Genomic DNA, 16,734 nt, shown 5'->3' with positions numbered 1-16,734 from the left:
ATAAGCATGTTGAATAATCGAGCGAGCAAAGTAGGAGCCTCTCTGCTGGCTCTTTTTTTTATCTTAACTTATCTGCTACCGTTAAATAGCCGTTTACTCTGGCAACCTGACGAAACACGATATGCAGAAATCAGCCGTGAAATGTTACAACGCGGTGATTGGATCGTGCCATATATGCTGGATATACGCTATTTTGAAAAGCCAGTAGCAGGCTATTGGATCAACAATATTAGCCAAATGATTTTTGGCGATACTAACTTTGCAGTTCGTTTTGGTTCGGTATTTTGTATTTTGCTCAGTGCATTACTTGTTTACCGAATGGCAAAAATGATGTGGCGTAACAACCATGTCGCTTATGTCGCAAGTTTTATTTATGTGTCGATGTTCTTGGTATTTGCTGTCGGCACCTATAGTGTACTTGACCCTATGCTATCACTCTGGATAGCAGCCAGTATGTATTGTTGCCTATGGGCGATGAAGGCGCGTGGCATAAAAGAAAAACTTGCTGCATGGATATGTCTTGGTTTAGCGTGTGGGATGGCCTTTATGACTAAAGGGTTCCTTGCGCTTGCCATTCCTGTGATTGTAATGTTGCCTATCACAATCTACCAAAAGCGCTTTCTTGAGATGGTGAAGTATGGGCCATTGGCGATTATATCAGCGGTTATCATTAGTTTACCTTGGGCGCTAGCCATCGCTAAACAGGAGCCTGACTATTGGAATTATTTCTTCTGGATAGAGCACATTAAACGTTTTACCGCCGATGATGCGCAACACATTGCTCCTTTTTGGTATTACATTCCGATTATTTTATTAGGCAGTATACCTTGGGTTGGGTTATTACCTGGCTCTTTGCTGAAAGGTTGGAGAGAGCGCAAATCAAGTCCAGATATGTTTTTCTTGCTCTGTTGGTTTATTGTGCCTGTGATCTTCTTCAGCATTTCACGCGGCAAATTGCCAACATATATGCTGCCATTTATGGCTCCACTAGCACTGCTCATGGCTAAATATGGGGTGGATTGTGTACGCAGTGGGAAGATGAAAGCATTAAAGGCCAATGGCATGATCAACGTTGCGATTGGGGTGCTCGCCGTAATCGCTGTCATTGTTGTCAGTACGGTGATTAAGCGCCCGTTATACGAAGCCGACGAATGGTCAAAAATGGTGCTTGGTATCGTTGCTTTTTCGATTTGGGGTATCATCGGTTACCTATGTACCGTGTTAAATGCCAAATATTGGCTATGGGCCGCCTCTTGCTCGTTGGCGGTGAGCCTGTGTATCGGTAGTGCATTGCCAAATAACACGATAAATTCCAAATTGCCACAGAGCTTTATCCACCAAAACCATGACTTGTTGATGGATAGCAAATATCTTATGGCGAGTAATGTGGGCATTGCAGCCGGGTTAGCGTGGGAAACGAAAAACGCTAATATCTACCTGTATAATAGCAGCGGTGAGCTGACTTATGGTTTGGAATACCCGGATAGCCAACACCGTTTAGTGAAGCCTGATCAATTTGCGGCTTGGTTGGCAAAAGCTCGCCAAGAAGGCCAAGTGACAGTGGTTTTCTTACTTGGACGTAAAGAAGGATTACCGGATATTCCTAAGCCAGATGAGGTGATCAGTAATTCGCGAATTGCGATAGTGGTGTATCACAAACAATGATTGCTCAATTATTATTACTGCTTTTAGTTAGTGTACTCACTTGCCTTGGGCAAATAGCGCAAAAGCAAGCGGTGGTATGCTGGCAGGGTGATAAACATAATAAAACGGCATCAGCCATTCGTTGGCTGGTGCTGGCATTGCTAATGCTTGGGTTAGGCATGCTGTTTTGGCTTAAATTGCTCGAAAGCATGCCGCTTAGCATTGCGTATCCAATGCTTAGTATTAATTTTGTGTTGGTTACTTTGATTGGTCAGTTTGTCTACCATGAGCAGACAGGGCTTAATCATTGGCTAGGTGTGGCGGCAATTATGTTTGGTATTTTCTTGATGAGTATAAGCGGATGAACAAAGGCTATTTTTGGGTAATAGGAAGTGCGCTATTAGTCACCATTGCACAATTAAGCTTAAAAGCAGGTGTAGTGGGGTTGCCTTCGTTTACATTAGGATGGCATTGGTTACAATCTGAATGGCTACTCGCAAATCTGGCAAATCTTAGCATAGTGTTTGTGGGGTTAGTCTGCTATGCCTTATCAATGTTATGTTGGTTGTTTGCACTAAAATCCATCCCGCTTAATAAAGCCTATCCGCTGATTAGTTTAAGCTATGTATTTGTTTATCTATTAGCGGTTATTTTACCTTGGTATCATGAACCCGCGACTTGGCTAAAAGCAGGGGGCGTTGCATTTATTATCCTTGGTGTTTGGTTAATTAGCCGTCCAACAAAAGGACAATCTCAAAAGTAGAATAATTTGGTTGCGTGATAATTTATTTTTCATATTTGAGCAACTATGATAATAAATTAAGCGTGTCGATTGTTTATTTAAGGGTGCAACATGATAATAAAATGGCAACACCTACCATTATTGCTTTCATTAGTGTTGATTGGCTGCTCTTCCACGTCGGTAAAAAGAACGCCACCACCGCCACTAAAAACGCAATTATCTGACCCTATAATGACCATTGCACAACTTAAAGAACAGTTAGAGCAATGGTATGGTACGCCATATAATTATGGTGGGATGAGTCAAAGCGGTATTGATTGCTCTGGGTTTGTTTACCGTACATTTAGCGACCGTTTTGCTATCCAATTGCCGCGTACAACGATAGATCAAACACGATTGGGAACGCGTATTGATAAATCCGATCTGATGCCGGGTGATCTCGTCTTCTTTAAAACGGGGTCCGGTGAAAATGGTTTACATGTCGGAATTTATGATACAGATAATACCTTTATTCATGCATCGACCAGTAAGGGTGTGATCCGTTCGTCAATGGATAATGTGTATTGGCGAAAAGTGTTTTGGCAAGCGCGGCGTATCTGATTTCCCGTGTGATCCCCTCATTTTTGTCTTCAATTATGCTATCTTAGTTGCAACTTTTGTTTCTAGGATAGCTTAATGTCTCGCTTACGTTTACTGATTTCAGAATCTTTCGACCCTTGGTTTAACCTTGCGGTTGAAGAGACGATTTTTCGTCAAATGCCCGCCGATCAACGTGTTATGTTTTTATGGCGTAACGCTGACACGGTCGTTATTGGGCGAGCACAGAACCCATGGAAAGAGTGTAATACGCGTCGTATGGAAGAGGATAATGTACGCTTAGCTCGCCGTAGTAGCGGGGGCGGTGCCGTTTTTCAAGATCTCGGCAATACGTGTTTTACCTTCATGGCGGGCAAACCAGAATATGATAAAAGTATTTCGACAAAAATTATTGTGGATGGCTTAGCAAGGGTGGGGATCAATGCTGAGGTTTCTGGTCGCAATGATTTGGTATTACACACCGATGATGGGCCAAGGAAAATATCAGGATCTGCTTACCGAGAAACCCGTGACAGAGGATTCCATCATGGTACTTTACTTATCAATTCTGATTTAAATCGGCTTGCAGATTATCTAAACCCTGACCCTAAAAAATTACAGGCTAAAGGGATCACTTCAGTTCGCTCAAGAGTCACGAATTTATGTGAACTGGTATCAGATATCAGTCATGAAAAAGTGTGCGAGGGTATCGTAAAAAGCTTTTTCGATTATTATGGTGAAACCGTTGAGGCTGAATTTATCTCACCTGAGAAATTACCGGACTTACCGCATTTTCGTGAAACTTTTGCGAAGCAAAGTAGTTGGGAATGGAATTTCGGTCAAGCACCTGCTTTTACCCATTACAGTGATACACGTTTCCCATGGGGAGGTATCGAATTTCATTTTGATATCGAAAAAGGGGTTATTAAACGTTGCCAATTTTTTACGGACAGTCTTGACCCATCCCCATTAGAATGGTTAAGCCAGAAACTTACCGATCAAGTTTACCAAACAGAAACCATTCGTAAATTAATATTAGAAATGCATCAAATATGGCCTGAATTAACCGAACAGTTATCTGATCTTGAAAGCTGGCTAGTGCATGAGTTAAGCTAAATACGCTTTGTTTCTATGCTGCTTAAATGTTACCTAACCCGAAATAAAAATAGGTAAGGGGTAGGTAACATTAAGCGTTATTTACCATGAATATTAATAGCGTCATCCGGTTTGTCCTCTATTTTTTCACTCAAACCAAAATCTTCTATATAATTTTCTGAATTAAATAAATGATAATTTTCATTTAGAAGCGGATTAGAAACGCCTAACCAATTAGCAATACCATCAATAAACATCATCCCAGATTTGTTAGCAACAATATATTGAGTTGATTGGTGATCGGAAGAGAGCTGGATTAATGGAACACGATACGCATATTTTGTTTTTCCGTGTAGGAGCTTTATTTGGTCTCCCTCTTCTTGATGGGAAAGACCATGATCAGCAAAGTAAATCATTGAGAATTTACGTTCTTTTTGTTGGTATTGCGTCTCTAACAATGAATAAATTGACTCAAGGATCTCATCTGTTTTATTAATGCTTGCAACATAGCAGGAGATATTATGATATTGCCTATCTTGGGTAATAAAATGATTTTCATAATCCTGAATTCTACCGCATGGGTTCGGGTGTGAACCATAAAGATGTATAATAAATAATCTTTTCTGTTTCTTTTGGATAGGGGCATTTAATTCTTTTTGAAAGATAGGAATAAGGGAAAAATCACTTTCATCATTAGAATTGAAGGCGCCGAGTTTATTGAATTTTTTCACATCAGCATGCTTTGCTATAAAGGTAATTGGAGTGTCGTGTTTACCGATATAACCTTGATTCGATATCCAGTATGTTTTGAAACCGGCTGATTTGGCGAGTCCAACTAGATTTAAGCCATAATTAGGTTCTAATTTTTCTTTATCTGACTGTGTTAACATTAATCTTAATGAGCCAATAGTGTTATTTCCAGCACTGTTTAACCCATCAATAATGGTACTGTTCACGCGGCTTAAGAAGGGGGTGTTATTTATAGGGTATCCATAGACACCCATATAATCACGGCGAACACTCTCTCCGATCACTAATACATAGTCATCATAACGGCTGTTGTTATTTAACGTTGATTTTCCCCATTCGCTGGATTTGGTAAAATCATGTAGTGCGCTAACCTCACCCTTAACCTTAGATATGGATTCATAAATATTGTAGAAATAATCAAATGGCGATTGATTAATCAAGGCAATTATCACCAGAATGATCATCAGTGTTTTGTTTCGATAATAATTAATATTTAATTTTGTACATAATTTTTGGAAGGCGAATATTCCAACAATAATGAGGACGGCATAAAGATAATGAGTAAATGGAATTTGTGTGAAAAACTCAATGCCCTCAATAGCATCAGTTGCAATAACCGAAGCAAAATATTGGTAGGTTGGTTTATCAAAGGTCAGTCCAATAGGCGTATAAATAGCATACAATATTGCTATTGGTACACCTATCCAATAATAAGCTTTTTTTGAAGCGTAAAGGATAATATAAAGAGCACAGACGAGCGTAATGTCTCTCGGAGTTGGATGAGCATACCCAGAACCTTTCAACATTAATTTTGATGAAACGATAAGAATGATGAGTGGTATAATGTATACAAAATAGTGTTTTATTTTTAAGATTTTATTTTGCATTCTATTTTTATACCATGCAAATAATCTGGAATGTCCCACAAAAACAGCCTTTATAACAATAAGAAAATAATATTAATAATAATTTAACTATAACACTCATAAATGAGTTGCCGCAGATTATGTTTTTTTTCAATAAATGTCAAAAAAATACACATTGGACGTGTGTGCTTTAAAGGCATGACATCACTCTATTATCCGTTCTGAAATGATCTTTTAAGAGAAGATAGCTTTCTTTTGTTGCTATATAAGGCGGTATTGAGGATAAACTTGTTAGCGATATGGGCAAATTTCAAAAAAAGAGCCGGTATTTACCGGCTCGGACATAGACTTCAATGTTTAGGGAATGAAAAAATAATTAAGGGGACTATTAATACTCAACTATACAACTGAAATTTATTTAGTTGTTGCAGTTGCAAGACATAAATGTTTTACATTCAGGCAACTGACCACTTTGACGAAATTTTGCTGGGGTAATGTCAAAGTGTTTTTTAAAGATACGTGTAAAAGTAGCTTGTGAGCTAAAACCATATTGCAGAGCGATATCTAAAATTGGCAGGTTACCATTGCGTAATGATTTAGCAGCTTCTAATAAACGGCGTTTACGAACGTATTCGCCAAGCGTGCAACCTTTCATTTCTTTGAAAACACGCTGTAAATGCCACTTTGAATAACCACTTTTATCGGCAATTGTGTCGATTTTGATGCCTTCATTGCGCTGTAACTGACTTTCCAGCCATTTAACAATATCGTTGACTACACTCTCAGACATATTTACCTCCCACTTCTATGGGTTATTGTTCATTAATAACTAATAATAACTAAAGAAATTACTGTCTATTCTTCCCATTTTTCCGATATATCGATAGGCATAACGTGCTTTTTTTTAATGAGAATAGTTATTGATACGATAGATTTTATTAATAATTCAAATTTATACATACAAGAGTGTATGTTATTTGTCTATTAAAATCAAATAGCTGAGTGTAAATGGTAGGGGTTGATATATCAAAAAAGCAGTCGGATATATCAAGTTCAATTTTTTTGTTGGATGTATTCGAAATTATTAACCAAGTAAAATATTGAAAAATTAATTTAACTTAAGTTGTGACAGGTGTGCTGATTTTTACCATCAATACTTAGGAAATACCGAGGTAATAGTGACGGGGGTTAATGCTCAATAATCTGTGATTTTTGATGCTAATGGTTGACTGTTTAACTTTAGTTGAACTATCAAATAAGTCAATTTACTTAACGTATCTTTAACAATTTAAAAAAATCACTTGACTCAACATGGTATAAGCAAGAAATACATGGCGTGGCATTCATGTCCTGTTTTGGCAAAGAGGTTAGCTGGAGATGAAATTATGCAAAGGGAAGACTATTAGGTTTCTTGAGAAGACCCAAGAAACCTAATAGGTGACTAACGACGCAAGTAGATGTGTGGGGTGGCTGTTTCAGGATGTGAGATCACATCTAAATCTGCTTTATACCAACGAGTTAGATTTTCTGTCGTCAGAACTTCTTCAGGCGTACCTGCCGCCGCAAGTTGGCCTTGGTGAATTAAGTACACGCGATCAGCATACAGGGAGGTAAGGTTAAGATCGTGTAAGACGCAACACACGCCAAAAGGCCGCTCACGTGTTAATTGGTGTAATAACCGTAGGCTATGTTGTTGGTGGTAAAGATCAAGAGCTGAAGTTGGTTCATCAAGAAAAAGACAAGCAGGGCTATGGTTGGGTTGCCAGACTTGAGCAAGTACTCGTGCTAACTGAACGCGTTGTTGTTCACCACCAGAAAGCTGACGGAAATCGCGTTGGCGTAATTCCAAACAATCTGTTTGTGCTAACGCCTCTTCAATGGCTTGTTGCTTATGCTCAGCGCCATACGGGCTACGCCCCATCGCCACGACATCTTCAACAGTAAAGGCAAATGATAAGCTACTTTGTTGCTTCATCACCGCACGTTTTTTTGCCAATGCATTATGTTGCCATTTGCGTAAATCTAAACCTTCTAACAGACACTCCCCGTGAGTGGGAGAGTGAAAACCAGTCAGTAGTTTTAATAAACTGGATTTTCCTGCACCGTTTGGACCAATAATGACGACCATTTCATGTTGCTGTATGGATAAACTGATATCTTTTATTAATACCTTATCGGCAACGTGAAAACTGAGGTTACGTGCTTCAAGTAGAGTTTGTGTATTCATGATGTTTAAACTCTCCCTGCTGGTTGACGTAAAATTAGCCATAAAAAGTAAGGCCCGCCAATGAGTCCTGTTAGTAATCCAACAGGAATTTCAGCAGGAGAAACCGCAGTTCGAGCAATGGTATCGGCAATTAAAAGTAAGGTCGCTCCAACAATCGCAGAGCCAGGTATTAGCCAGCGGTGATCAGGGCCTAGCGTCATACGGATTAAATGGGGCACCACGAGGCCGACGAAACCAATCACGCCACTCATTGCAACAGCACAACCTACCAGTAAGGCGCTAAGGAATAGTAAAATAAATTTTGTTCGCTCCACATTTAATCCGAGATAGTGAGCGTCTTCATCACCTAGTTGCAGTAGATTAAGCTTATTACCTTGCCAAAGGCAGACAAAGCAGGTCGGTAAGATAACACTGGCGGCAATCGTTAAGGAAGTCCAGTCGACATTCGCAAGTGTTCCCATCATCCATAAGCTAAAAGTACGCAGCTGTTGGTCATCGCTGATATAGCTTAGTACGCCGATGAATGACATACACAAGGCATTGATCGCAATCCCAGCGAGAAGTAAGCGTGCTAAATTCCCATTTGAGTAGCGATTTAAGCTAAAAATAATAATTGAAACAATAAGGCTGCCGACGAAAGCGGCGCCAATATGCCCATAGTTAAGTAGGGCGGTAGGTAATGAAAAAGAGAATACAATAAATGCAGCGACACATAAGGCAGCGCCACTGCTGATCCCTAATAAGCTGGGATCAGCAAGCGGGTTACGAAATAACCCCTGCATGATGGCACCTGAAACAGCAAGAGCAAGACCGACTAAAATCGCTAGCAAAATACGTGGTAGCCGGATATTGAGCCAGATCTGCCAAAGAGGGTCTGTGGCAGGCGTCTGCCACAGAGTTTTAAACGATACATTCATTGCGCCAGCGTTGGAGGCAAGTAAGGCAATCGCCATCAAAACGAACAATAACGCAATGATAGCGAACAGAGGGTATTTAATTCGACTCATTGAAACTTCTCTAATGCCTCGCGTATCTGTTGCATGACTTTAGGGGTACCAAGGCTAAATCCAAGCATTCCCATATCATCAACAACGATTAGTGCCTTATTTTTTGCGGCAGGTGTCATTGCCAGGCCTGGCAATTTCCAGACTTTATCTTCACCACCTAATGATTTGATGCCTTCATGGGTGACGATAATCAAATCAGGTTGACTTGCAATCACACCTTCTTGTGATAATGGGCGGTAACTATTAAACCCGTTCATGGCGTTTTTAGCTCCCGCCGCTTTGATAAGACTATCCGCAGCGGTTTGCTGCCCCGCAGCAAGCGGCATTACGCCACCATGACTCATGATAAACAGAATTTTTTTATCTATGGGTGAGGTATTTACTTTGGCAATCTGTTGATTAAATTGCTCAACTAACCGTTTACCTTGTTCTGTTTTACCGACAGCATTAGCCACCGTTGTAATTTTTTCTGGAATGGCTTCTAATGCAGGCTTACCAGTCACCTTGATGACTTTTACACCACTTTTTTCTATCTGGGAAAGTGCCATTGAGGGTTTTGCTAGTTCACTGGCAAGCACAAGCGTTGGGCGCATAGAAAGCACACCTTCAGCGTTGAGCATTCGCATATAACCGACATCGGGTAGCTTAACAGCTTGAGCAGGATGAAGGCTGGTGCTATCTCGAGCAACCACTTGAGCGCCTGCATCAAGTTCAAAAACAATCTCCGTAACATCACCACCTAACGTGATGATCCGTTCGGCTGATTGAGCGGAAAAGCTCATGATTAATGTCACTGCAATTAGAAGCCATTGTTTCATTTTTATTTACCTAACGATTAAATGTGCGGTAGCGCCATAACCTGATTACGCCATTGTTCTTGCTCTGGAGTACCTTCAGTACGTTGCCCGTACATTTGTACGATTTGATTACCGTCTTTATCGAAGACTTCAAGGCTTGTTACGAAACCATCTTGAGTAGGTTTACGTGTTACCCAACACTCTGAAACGCCGTTTTCAATCATATGCAACGTAAAGTCTGGATTAAAAATGTTGAGCCATTTAATGTCCGAACCTTCTGCTTGGTATGGCATAAGGCGTTTTAATTGACCAGTAAAAATCTGCACGCAGCCACGATTACCAACAAAAATCATGATTTCATTTTGGTCATTAAACGCGGTATTGACTAATTGATTGAATGAATCAACAGGAACTTGCCATGCTAAATCATCACTAACGGCACGGAAGACTTGTTGGCGACTAAGATTATTTTTTTTCAATAAAATAAAGAACTGGTGGACATCGGTCATGTTGCGCCACTCTTGTTCTAGCTGCTGTTTCAATTCATCACTGATTGGCTGCTCAGAGAATGGCACAGCAGCTTCAATAGCAAGAGGTGGATTGTCTGACGTTGCATATTGTGCAATGAGAGAGTTCCATGCCGCCATATCAGTCTCATCTGTAGTATAGACTTTATGCAGCGCATCGCCTTGTTTATCGAAAAATTGAATACTATGGCGTTCACCATTTTTTGAATCTTCAGTCAGCGTGAAAATGGCATCCCAATGAGAGAAGAACATGCGTAAGTCTAAGGCGCGTGGATTTAAAATTAACCCTGCATGGTCGCTAAATTTTGCATTGTCATAGCGACCAACTTGCTCATGAACAACATACTCATTGCGGGTGATGGCCTTAACTTTACCGACAGATGCTAGCGCTTTCAGCAGTGTTGGGGCATCAACATTCAGTCTTTGTGCTTTGTCATGACCTACACGACAATGCAATAGTTCACCTTCTGAAACATTAAGGTAGGCAGCCAGATCACGAGCGTATTTTGCTTTGTTTTCTGCTTTTGCTTGTTGGTAACGCTCGAAAAGTGTTGAACTCACAGTGTATCTCCTTAATTAACTATAAATTACCATTGGAAGCTGACGAGCAGCTTGGCATTACGCCCATCCTGAGGGACGCCTTGTGACGAGTAGTATTCTTTATCGAAGGCATTGCCTAAAACGACACTGGTTCCTAGGCCTTTTAATTGGCCTTCACCTTGGTAGCTAACGTAAAAATCATGAACAGCGTAGCCTGCTTGGCGCGGTGCTTTGGATGCATCGTTGAAATCGGTATGACGAGTAAATTCACCTAACCAACCCACAGAAAAACCACTGTCTGAAATTGGTACGTTAAGGTTGCTGGTTAGCGAGTCAGGTTTAATGGAGGTAATTGATTTACCATTTGATTCATCTTTACCTTCGGTGTGGTTATAAGCTAAATTCCAACCCAAATAGTCGTTTTTATAGTCCATTGAAGCATCCCAACCCCAAATTTTAGCTCGTTTTGTATTGATGGAGGTTGTGTAGTTATTCTGAGGATTTCTAAAGTCAACGTTCACATAGGTATTGATATAGTCTTTTGCTTTAGTGTCAAAATAACTTGCTTTAAATTGTAGATTGTCACGTTCAGTGAATAGATCATCAAACCGTAGCCCAACCCCATATTCAGCAGTACGTGTAGACTCTGGTTTGAGATTCGGATTTGGTCGCCATTTATTTACTATTGGGCCCATTTGGAAATGAATTTCATCGTTATACATTTCCATCATAGAAGGTGCTCGGAAAGCTTCTGAATAAGAGGCAAATAGCATTGACCAGTCTGTTGGTGTAATGCTAACGGCGCCTTTAGAAGACCATTTGCCTTCTTTCACGTCCTCATTATCTTTAGCGGTTGCTTTATAATGGTCATAGCGAGTGCCAACAATAAACGATACAGGTAAATCTTTTAAGGCGATTTCATCTTGCAAGAAACCTGAAGCAAAGGTGATATCAGCATCAGGGAATTGCGTTGTTGAAGCGTAAGGTGTTTGATTTTGTTTGTATGTTTCGCCGCCATAAGTAAAGTTATGGGCTGCGATAGGTAAATCATACAAGTGTGTTTTATTATCAACTTTCAGACCATAAGTTTTTTGGGTACGGCCTTCATAGTGAGTATTTTTACCTTTAGCGGTAATATTAACGTCAGAATAGTAAGTGGTTGCTTTAAGATTTAACCAATCGTTTGATTCTGGGTTTAACTGGTAAGTCGCTTGGGCATCACGTTGACGTGTAGTGCGGTTAACCTTTAGATTATCCTTAGTAATATCGATTTGTTGTGGATCTTTGGGTTCATATGCATTGTTATTGTAATAGCGCAGTTGCCCTGATAGCTTTTGCTTATCATCAAACTGCCATGTCCCTTTGGCGAGTAGGTTTGAGATGGTTTCTTTGTTTTCCATATCATCGCTATTGCTTAAGCGAACATCTCCGACTTGTTTGGTAACAAAACTAAACAAACCATCAAATTGCTCAGTACGCCCAAAAGATGTACCGCCAAAACCAAAGCTATGATCCCCTGTAGCAGCTTGGCTAAAGACACGAAAGCCACTGTTTTGACCCTCACGTAATAGATCTTTAGCATCTACGGTTTCCCAAGCGATCACACCTCCCATCGCGCCGCTACCATACAGTAGAGCTGAAGGGCCACGAACAATTTCGACTTGTTTTATCAGTGCAGGATCAATAAATGTGCCGTTAACGTGACCAGTATCAGTACCTTGGCGTACATTATCGACGAGGGTTAAAATACCGCGACGGTCAAAACCACGCATGTAGATATCTTGACCATTAGTGCGACTAGTACCAGTAACACCGATCCCCGGAATTTTACGCAAGATATCGTTGACCGTACTTGCCGTTTTTGTTTCAGGTGAGTCATTTTTGATCACAGTGACCATCATTGGGGCATCGAAGCTATCTCTTTCAGTACCTGTTGCATAGACGGTCATCACATCATTGCGATTTGATGGTGTTGTTTCTGCATGAGCGCTTGCCATAACGGAAAGTATTGCGCTTGTCAGAACGGATAAACGTAAAACATGAGACATATTGTTATACTCCATAAAGTGTTACCGGTTTGCTCCCTAAGTTTCGATTTTGCCTAAATCTGTATGCAGGGAAACAAACCGGCGAGTATTATTTATTTTATAATTATTAAATGGTTACCATTGATAACTCACATTGAAATAGAAATTACGGCCTTCTTGGGGAACTCCCATCGAAGAGACATATTGACGATCAAAGGCGTTTTTCATCGTTAATGTCGTATTCAACCCTTTTATAAATTGGTCAGCTTGATAGTTCACATAAAAGTCATGAAGGCTATAGCCTGCATACTGGATGACTTCTTTATGGTAACGATCGAGTCCATGCTGAGATTTGTGTTGTTTTAATTGGTACTTAGCATTGCCTTGGAACTGTGTTTTAGCCGCAAATTCACCTACCCAGCCAAGACTAAGGCCAGTTGTTGCAATAGGGGCATTGAAGCGAATGAGTAGCGTTTCAGGGCGAATGGAAGAGAGAGAATAGCCTGTGCCGTCCTCTTTACCTGTTGTTTTGTTATGACTGATATTTAAATCAAACCAGAGGGTTTTGTAGCGAATAAAGCTATCAATACCTCGAATGGTGGCGGAAGGAACATTGCTAAAATAAATTTCATTAGGGAACCATTGATATTGCCCTTTCATGAAATGGTATTTTTTAGTGTAACGACCTTCAACGGCAATATGGTTTTTTGCTTTAGTATCAAAATACGTTGACCCAAATTGCAGTTCATCGCCATTTGATAACAGATCATCAAAACTTGCTTTTAAACCAACTTCTACTGTTTTATTTGTCTCAGGTTGTAAGTCAGGCGTAGGTCTAAAATCGGAAGTTAGCCAGCCGCCCATCACCGAAAAGTGATTAGAATTGTTATACAGCTCTGCCATACGAGGCGTCCGATAACCTTCGGAGTAAGAGGAGTATAGGTTTAACCAATGTGCCGGCGTGATACTGACCGCAAAACGTGACGACCAATTCGTGTCTCTATTTTTTGCAAACCCTTGACGTGAAGCTTCATAGCTTGTGAAACGGGTTCCTGCTGAGAGTGTAATAGGCAGGTGGTGTAACGTCATATCATTGTTAACCCAGCCCGAAATATTAGCTAGTCGAGCAGGGGGGTAGCTGATCGCGTGTTTATTGGGTTTTTGCTGTTGTTGATAATACTCGATACCACTTTCTATTTGGTTATTCACCCAGCCCTCAATAGGAACAATAAAGTGATTAGTCAATTTGGTACCATAGGTATATTGCGTACGCTTTTCGCGTTGATATTGATTATCAGCCTTAGCTTTTTCTCTATCTAACTGACTCAAAGAGAGGTCGGTATAGTACAGATCCCAATTTGCTTGCCAGTTAGGGAAACGGTTTGAGGTAATATATTGACTAATTGAAACATCCCGCTGGTGGCTATCGCGCTCGTGGGGCGTGTTTTTAAAACGCGTATCAGCGGAGTTGTTTACTGTAGGTTGTTTGAGACCTAACCCATCATTACGATAATCACGTAGCTGTAAGGCTAAATGATAATTAGGGTGTGCATACCAAGTGGTTTTTAATAACCAATTATGCACTTTCTCATGATTATCTTGAGTTGGAAAATCCGCAGATGCGAGTGAATATTTTTTACGTTGGCTATAACTTAATAGTATATCCAGAGGGCCAGTATGTCCATATACCGATGCCCCGGCAAGGTAGCTGTGGTCATTGCGGTTGACCCCACTGAAAACGCGGCCTCCTAATGCCTGCCCTTGCTTTAATAAATCCTTTGCATTCACGGTTTTCATCGCTACGACACCCGCTAGCGCGCCACTTCCATGAGCAACGGATGAAGCACCTTTATGGACAAAGACTTTTTTTACCAGTGACGGGTCAATAAATGTCGCATTGTATAACCCAGAATTAAAATCTTGAGTGACGTTATCCACCGTGATTTTTACACCACGAGAATCATAGCCACGTAGATGAACCTCTTGACCGTAGGTTCCACCAGTACCAGAAACAAAAATACCGGGTTGGCCTTTTAATAAATCTAAGGCAGAGCTTGCTGATTGATATTCAGGGGCTTGAGCATCAATGACATCGACTTGCTCGGCCACCGCAATATTTTCGTGATGAAAAGGGTGGGTCGTAACATGAACAGTATCACCTATCGTCTTTTTTGCTGTTGCAACCGCGCTAAATCCTGAAATAGCGAGTGTTGTCGCAAGTGCGGAAACGGTTATTTTTGATCCATTTAACGATATGGTGGGTGTAACAGACATCAGTTTAAACTCCATAGGAAATCCTTTCCTTATGTGGTGAATATCGCTGGCTGCCTTGATACAAGATCTGGGTGGCTTGCTGTGAATAAATTTTGAATAAAAACTATTTGGTTAAAATCAGTTTACCAGCACGAGTCTGCCTTAACTGGTATATCTCGCCGCGATGTTGGATCGCTAATTTACCTTCAGAGCCTAATAATTGATGACTATCTATAACGTCAACTTTTACGGGCGGAAGGGTTGAGTTGGCGATATTTTCAATAGGTGGTTTAGTGATGTTATCAGTCATATTTGGCCCAATTGATAATAAAACTAAGAGTGAGAATCATTATCTTTAAGTTGCTAAGTAACATCAAGGGGTTTTTACATTTAGATGACAAAATCACTACAATGCATGAGTTGCTTATCGATTTAGGTCAATATTTGGTGAATATTTATGCGGAAAGGAACTCGACTCTTTCCTATCAGAGAGAGTGAAAGAGTCGGTGGGGGAATAAAATGTCAGCTTATTTAAAGCGGCTTTCTACTGCTTGGACCAAGATATCAATGAGTTGCTCGGTATCATCCCAGCCTAAACAGGGGTCTGTGATGGATTGCCCGTAAGTTAGAGGTTGACCTGCAATAATTTTTTGAGTGCCTTCAAGTAAGAAGCTTTCAGCCATTACACCACTAATTGCGGTCGAACCGCCTTTGATTTGCTCGGCAATATCGCGGGCGACTTCAAGTTGGCGACGGTGGATTTTTTGGCAGTTACCATGGCTAAAATCAACGACTAAATGTTCAGCTAATTCAAATTCACGTAGCTTATCACAAGCCGCTGCAATATCTCCGGCAGAGTAGTTAGGCTGCTTTCCACCACGCATAATAATATGACCATGTGGGTTACCACTGGTTTGGTAGATGGTCATTTGGCCACTTTTATCGGGCGATAAAAACATATGTTGAGCGCTGGCTGCGCGGATGGCATCGATAGCAATGCGGATATTGCCATCAGTACCATTTTTAAAACCAACAGGGCAAGAGAGTGCCGATGCCATTTCTCGATGGATTTGGCTTTCTGTTGTTCTTGCGCCAATCGCTCCCCAACTGATCAAATCAGCAATATATTGCCCTGTGACCATATCGAGAAATTCTGTTGCGGTAGGTAGCCCAAGCTGATTGACATCAATAAGTAATTTGCGGGCGAGCCGTATCCCCGTATTGACTTGGCAAGAGTTATCTAAATTAGGATCGGAGATCAGGCCTTTCCAACCTACAACGGTACGGGGTTTTTCAAAGTAGGTACGCATAACGATTTCAAGACGGTCTTGATAGCGTTCACGTAAGACATTCAGCCGATTAGCATATTCCAGAGCCGCATCAATATCATGAATAGAGCATGGGCCAACAATAACCAATAAACGGGGATCTTCCCCCGATAAAATTTTCTCTATCCGCTTACGTGACGCTGTCACGTTTTCAGCCACTTTCTCAGAAATAGGAAATTCGTCAGCGAGTGTCTGTGGGGTAATTAAGCTATCCACACGCTGAGTACGTAGTTCATCAGTTTTTTGCATTCTTTCTTCTCAAAAGCTTTAATAGGCAGAGCCGTATCAGTGATTAGGATCACAATAAACGAAAATGGCTCGAATTCAACCTACAACGTGAGATTGAATGAAAGAT

15 protein-coding genes are annotated in these 16,734 nt (G+C 40.8%); 5 read left to right on the top strand and 10 right to left on the bottom strand.

Features of this window, described 5'->3' with window-relative positions; translation table 11 throughout:
* The first annotated feature begins 6 nt into the window (after nt 1–6).
* From arnT to I3B46_RS12500, 5 genes are all read left to right on the top strand, one after another.
* On the top strand, nt 7–1,665 hold the full coding sequence (gene arnT / locus I3B46_RS12520) for a lipid IV(A) 4-amino-4-deoxy-L-arabinosyltransferase (RefSeq protein WP_072502212.1): 1,659 nt from the start codon (nt 7–9) through the stop codon (nt 1,663–1,665).
* The gene (gene arnE, locus I3B46_RS12515) at nt 1,662–2,009 is read left to right on the top strand and encodes a 4-amino-4-deoxy-L-arabinose-phosphoundecaprenol flippase subunit ArnE (RefSeq protein ID WP_004919105.1); all 348 of its coding nucleotides are present in this window, start codon (nt 1,662–1,664) and stop codon (nt 2,007–2,009) included. The genes arnT and arnE overlap by 4 nt, the downstream gene beginning before the upstream one ends.
* Nucleotides 2,006–2,407, top strand: a complete 402-nt coding sequence (arnF, locus tag I3B46_RS12510) for a 4-amino-4-deoxy-L-arabinose-phosphoundecaprenol flippase subunit ArnF (protein ID WP_004919107.1) — start codon at nt 2,006–2,008, stop codon at nt 2,405–2,407. The genes arnE and arnF overlap by 4 nt, the downstream gene beginning before the upstream one ends.
* A 90-nt stretch (nt 2,408–2,497) precedes the next feature.
* On the top strand, nt 2,498–2,986 hold the full coding sequence (locus I3B46_RS12505) for a C40 family peptidase (protein WP_014658203.1): 489 nt from the start codon (nt 2,498–2,500) through the stop codon (nt 2,984–2,986).
* Nucleotides 2,987–3,061: 75 nt separating this feature from the next.
* Complete coding sequence (locus I3B46_RS12500; RefSeq protein ID WP_061064120.1) at nt 3,062–4,078, top strand: lipoate--protein ligase; 1,017 nt, start codon at nt 3,062–3,064, stop codon at nt 4,076–4,078.
* 77 nt (nt 4,079–4,155) lie between these two features.
* Here the strand turns inward: I3B46_RS12500 and I3B46_RS12495 are convergent, their stop codons facing one another.
* From I3B46_RS12495 to I3B46_RS12450, 10 genes are all read right to left on the bottom strand, one after another.
* The gene (locus I3B46_RS12495; RefSeq protein WP_104873419.1) at nt 4,156–5,694 is read right to left on the bottom strand and encodes a sulfatase-like hydrolase/transferase; all 1,539 of its coding nucleotides are present in this window, start codon (nt 5,692–5,694) and stop codon (nt 4,156–4,158) included.
* Nucleotides 5,695–6,091: 397 nt separating this feature from the next.
* Nucleotides 6,092–6,463, bottom strand: coding sequence for a helix-turn-helix domain-containing protein (locus I3B46_RS12490; protein ID WP_014658208.1), 372 nt, complete (start codon nt 6,461–6,463; stop codon nt 6,092–6,094).
* A 651-nt stretch (nt 6,464–7,114) separates the two neighbouring features.
* Nucleotides 7,115–7,900 carry a heme ABC transporter ATP-binding protein gene (locus tag I3B46_RS12485; protein WP_004919124.1) on the bottom strand — a complete coding sequence of 262 codons (786 nt, stop codon included), beginning with the start codon at nt 7,898–7,900 and terminating at the stop codon, nt 7,115–7,117.
* Nucleotides 7,901–7,905: 5 nt separating this feature from the next.
* On the bottom strand, nt 7,906–8,907 hold the full coding sequence (locus tag I3B46_RS12480) for a FecCD family ABC transporter permease (RefSeq protein ID WP_040133063.1): 1,002 nt from the start codon (nt 8,905–8,907) through the stop codon (nt 7,906–7,908).
* Nucleotides 8,904–9,725 carry a heme/hemin ABC transporter substrate-binding protein gene (locus I3B46_RS12475; protein WP_004919127.1) on the bottom strand — a complete coding sequence of 274 codons (822 nt, stop codon included), beginning with the start codon at nt 9,723–9,725 and terminating at the stop codon, nt 8,904–8,906. The genes I3B46_RS12480 and I3B46_RS12475 overlap by 4 nt, the downstream gene beginning before the upstream one ends.
* 17 nt (nt 9,726–9,742) lie before the next feature.
* Nucleotides 9,743–10,792, bottom strand: coding sequence for a hemin-degrading factor (locus I3B46_RS12470; RefSeq protein ID WP_004919129.1), 1,050 nt, complete (start codon nt 10,790–10,792; stop codon nt 9,743–9,745).
* Nucleotides 10,793–10,818: 26 nt separating this feature from the next.
* Nucleotides 10,819–12,819, bottom strand: a complete 2,001-nt coding sequence (locus I3B46_RS12465) for a TonB-dependent hemoglobin/transferrin/lactoferrin family receptor (protein WP_104873420.1) — start codon at nt 12,817–12,819, stop codon at nt 10,819–10,821.
* A 114-nt stretch (nt 12,820–12,933) separates the two neighbouring features.
* Nucleotides 12,934–15,072, bottom strand: coding sequence for a TonB-dependent receptor domain-containing protein (locus tag I3B46_RS12460; RefSeq protein ID WP_231405851.1), 2,139 nt, complete (start codon nt 15,070–15,072; stop codon nt 12,934–12,936).
* 103 nt (nt 15,073–15,175) lie between these two features.
* The gene (gene hemP / locus I3B46_RS12455; protein ID WP_004919137.1) at nt 15,176–15,361 is read right to left on the bottom strand and encodes a hemin uptake protein HemP; all 186 of its coding nucleotides are present in this window, start codon (nt 15,359–15,361) and stop codon (nt 15,176–15,178) included.
* Between the two features lie 217 nt (nt 15,362–15,578).
* A complete protein-coding gene (locus I3B46_RS12450) occupies nt 15,579–16,628 on the bottom strand; it encodes a 3-deoxy-7-phosphoheptulonate synthase (protein ID WP_014658212.1) in 1,050 nt (349 codons plus the stop codon).
* Between the last annotated feature and the right edge of the window lie 106 nt (nt 16,629–16,734).

The sequence above is a fragment of the Providencia sp. 2.29 genome (genome assembly GCF_015832305.1).
Classification (GTDB): domain Bacteria; phylum Pseudomonadota; class Gammaproteobacteria; order Enterobacterales; family Enterobacteriaceae; genus Providencia; species Providencia stuartii.
This window is presented reverse-complemented; position numbering and strand designations above follow the sequence as displayed.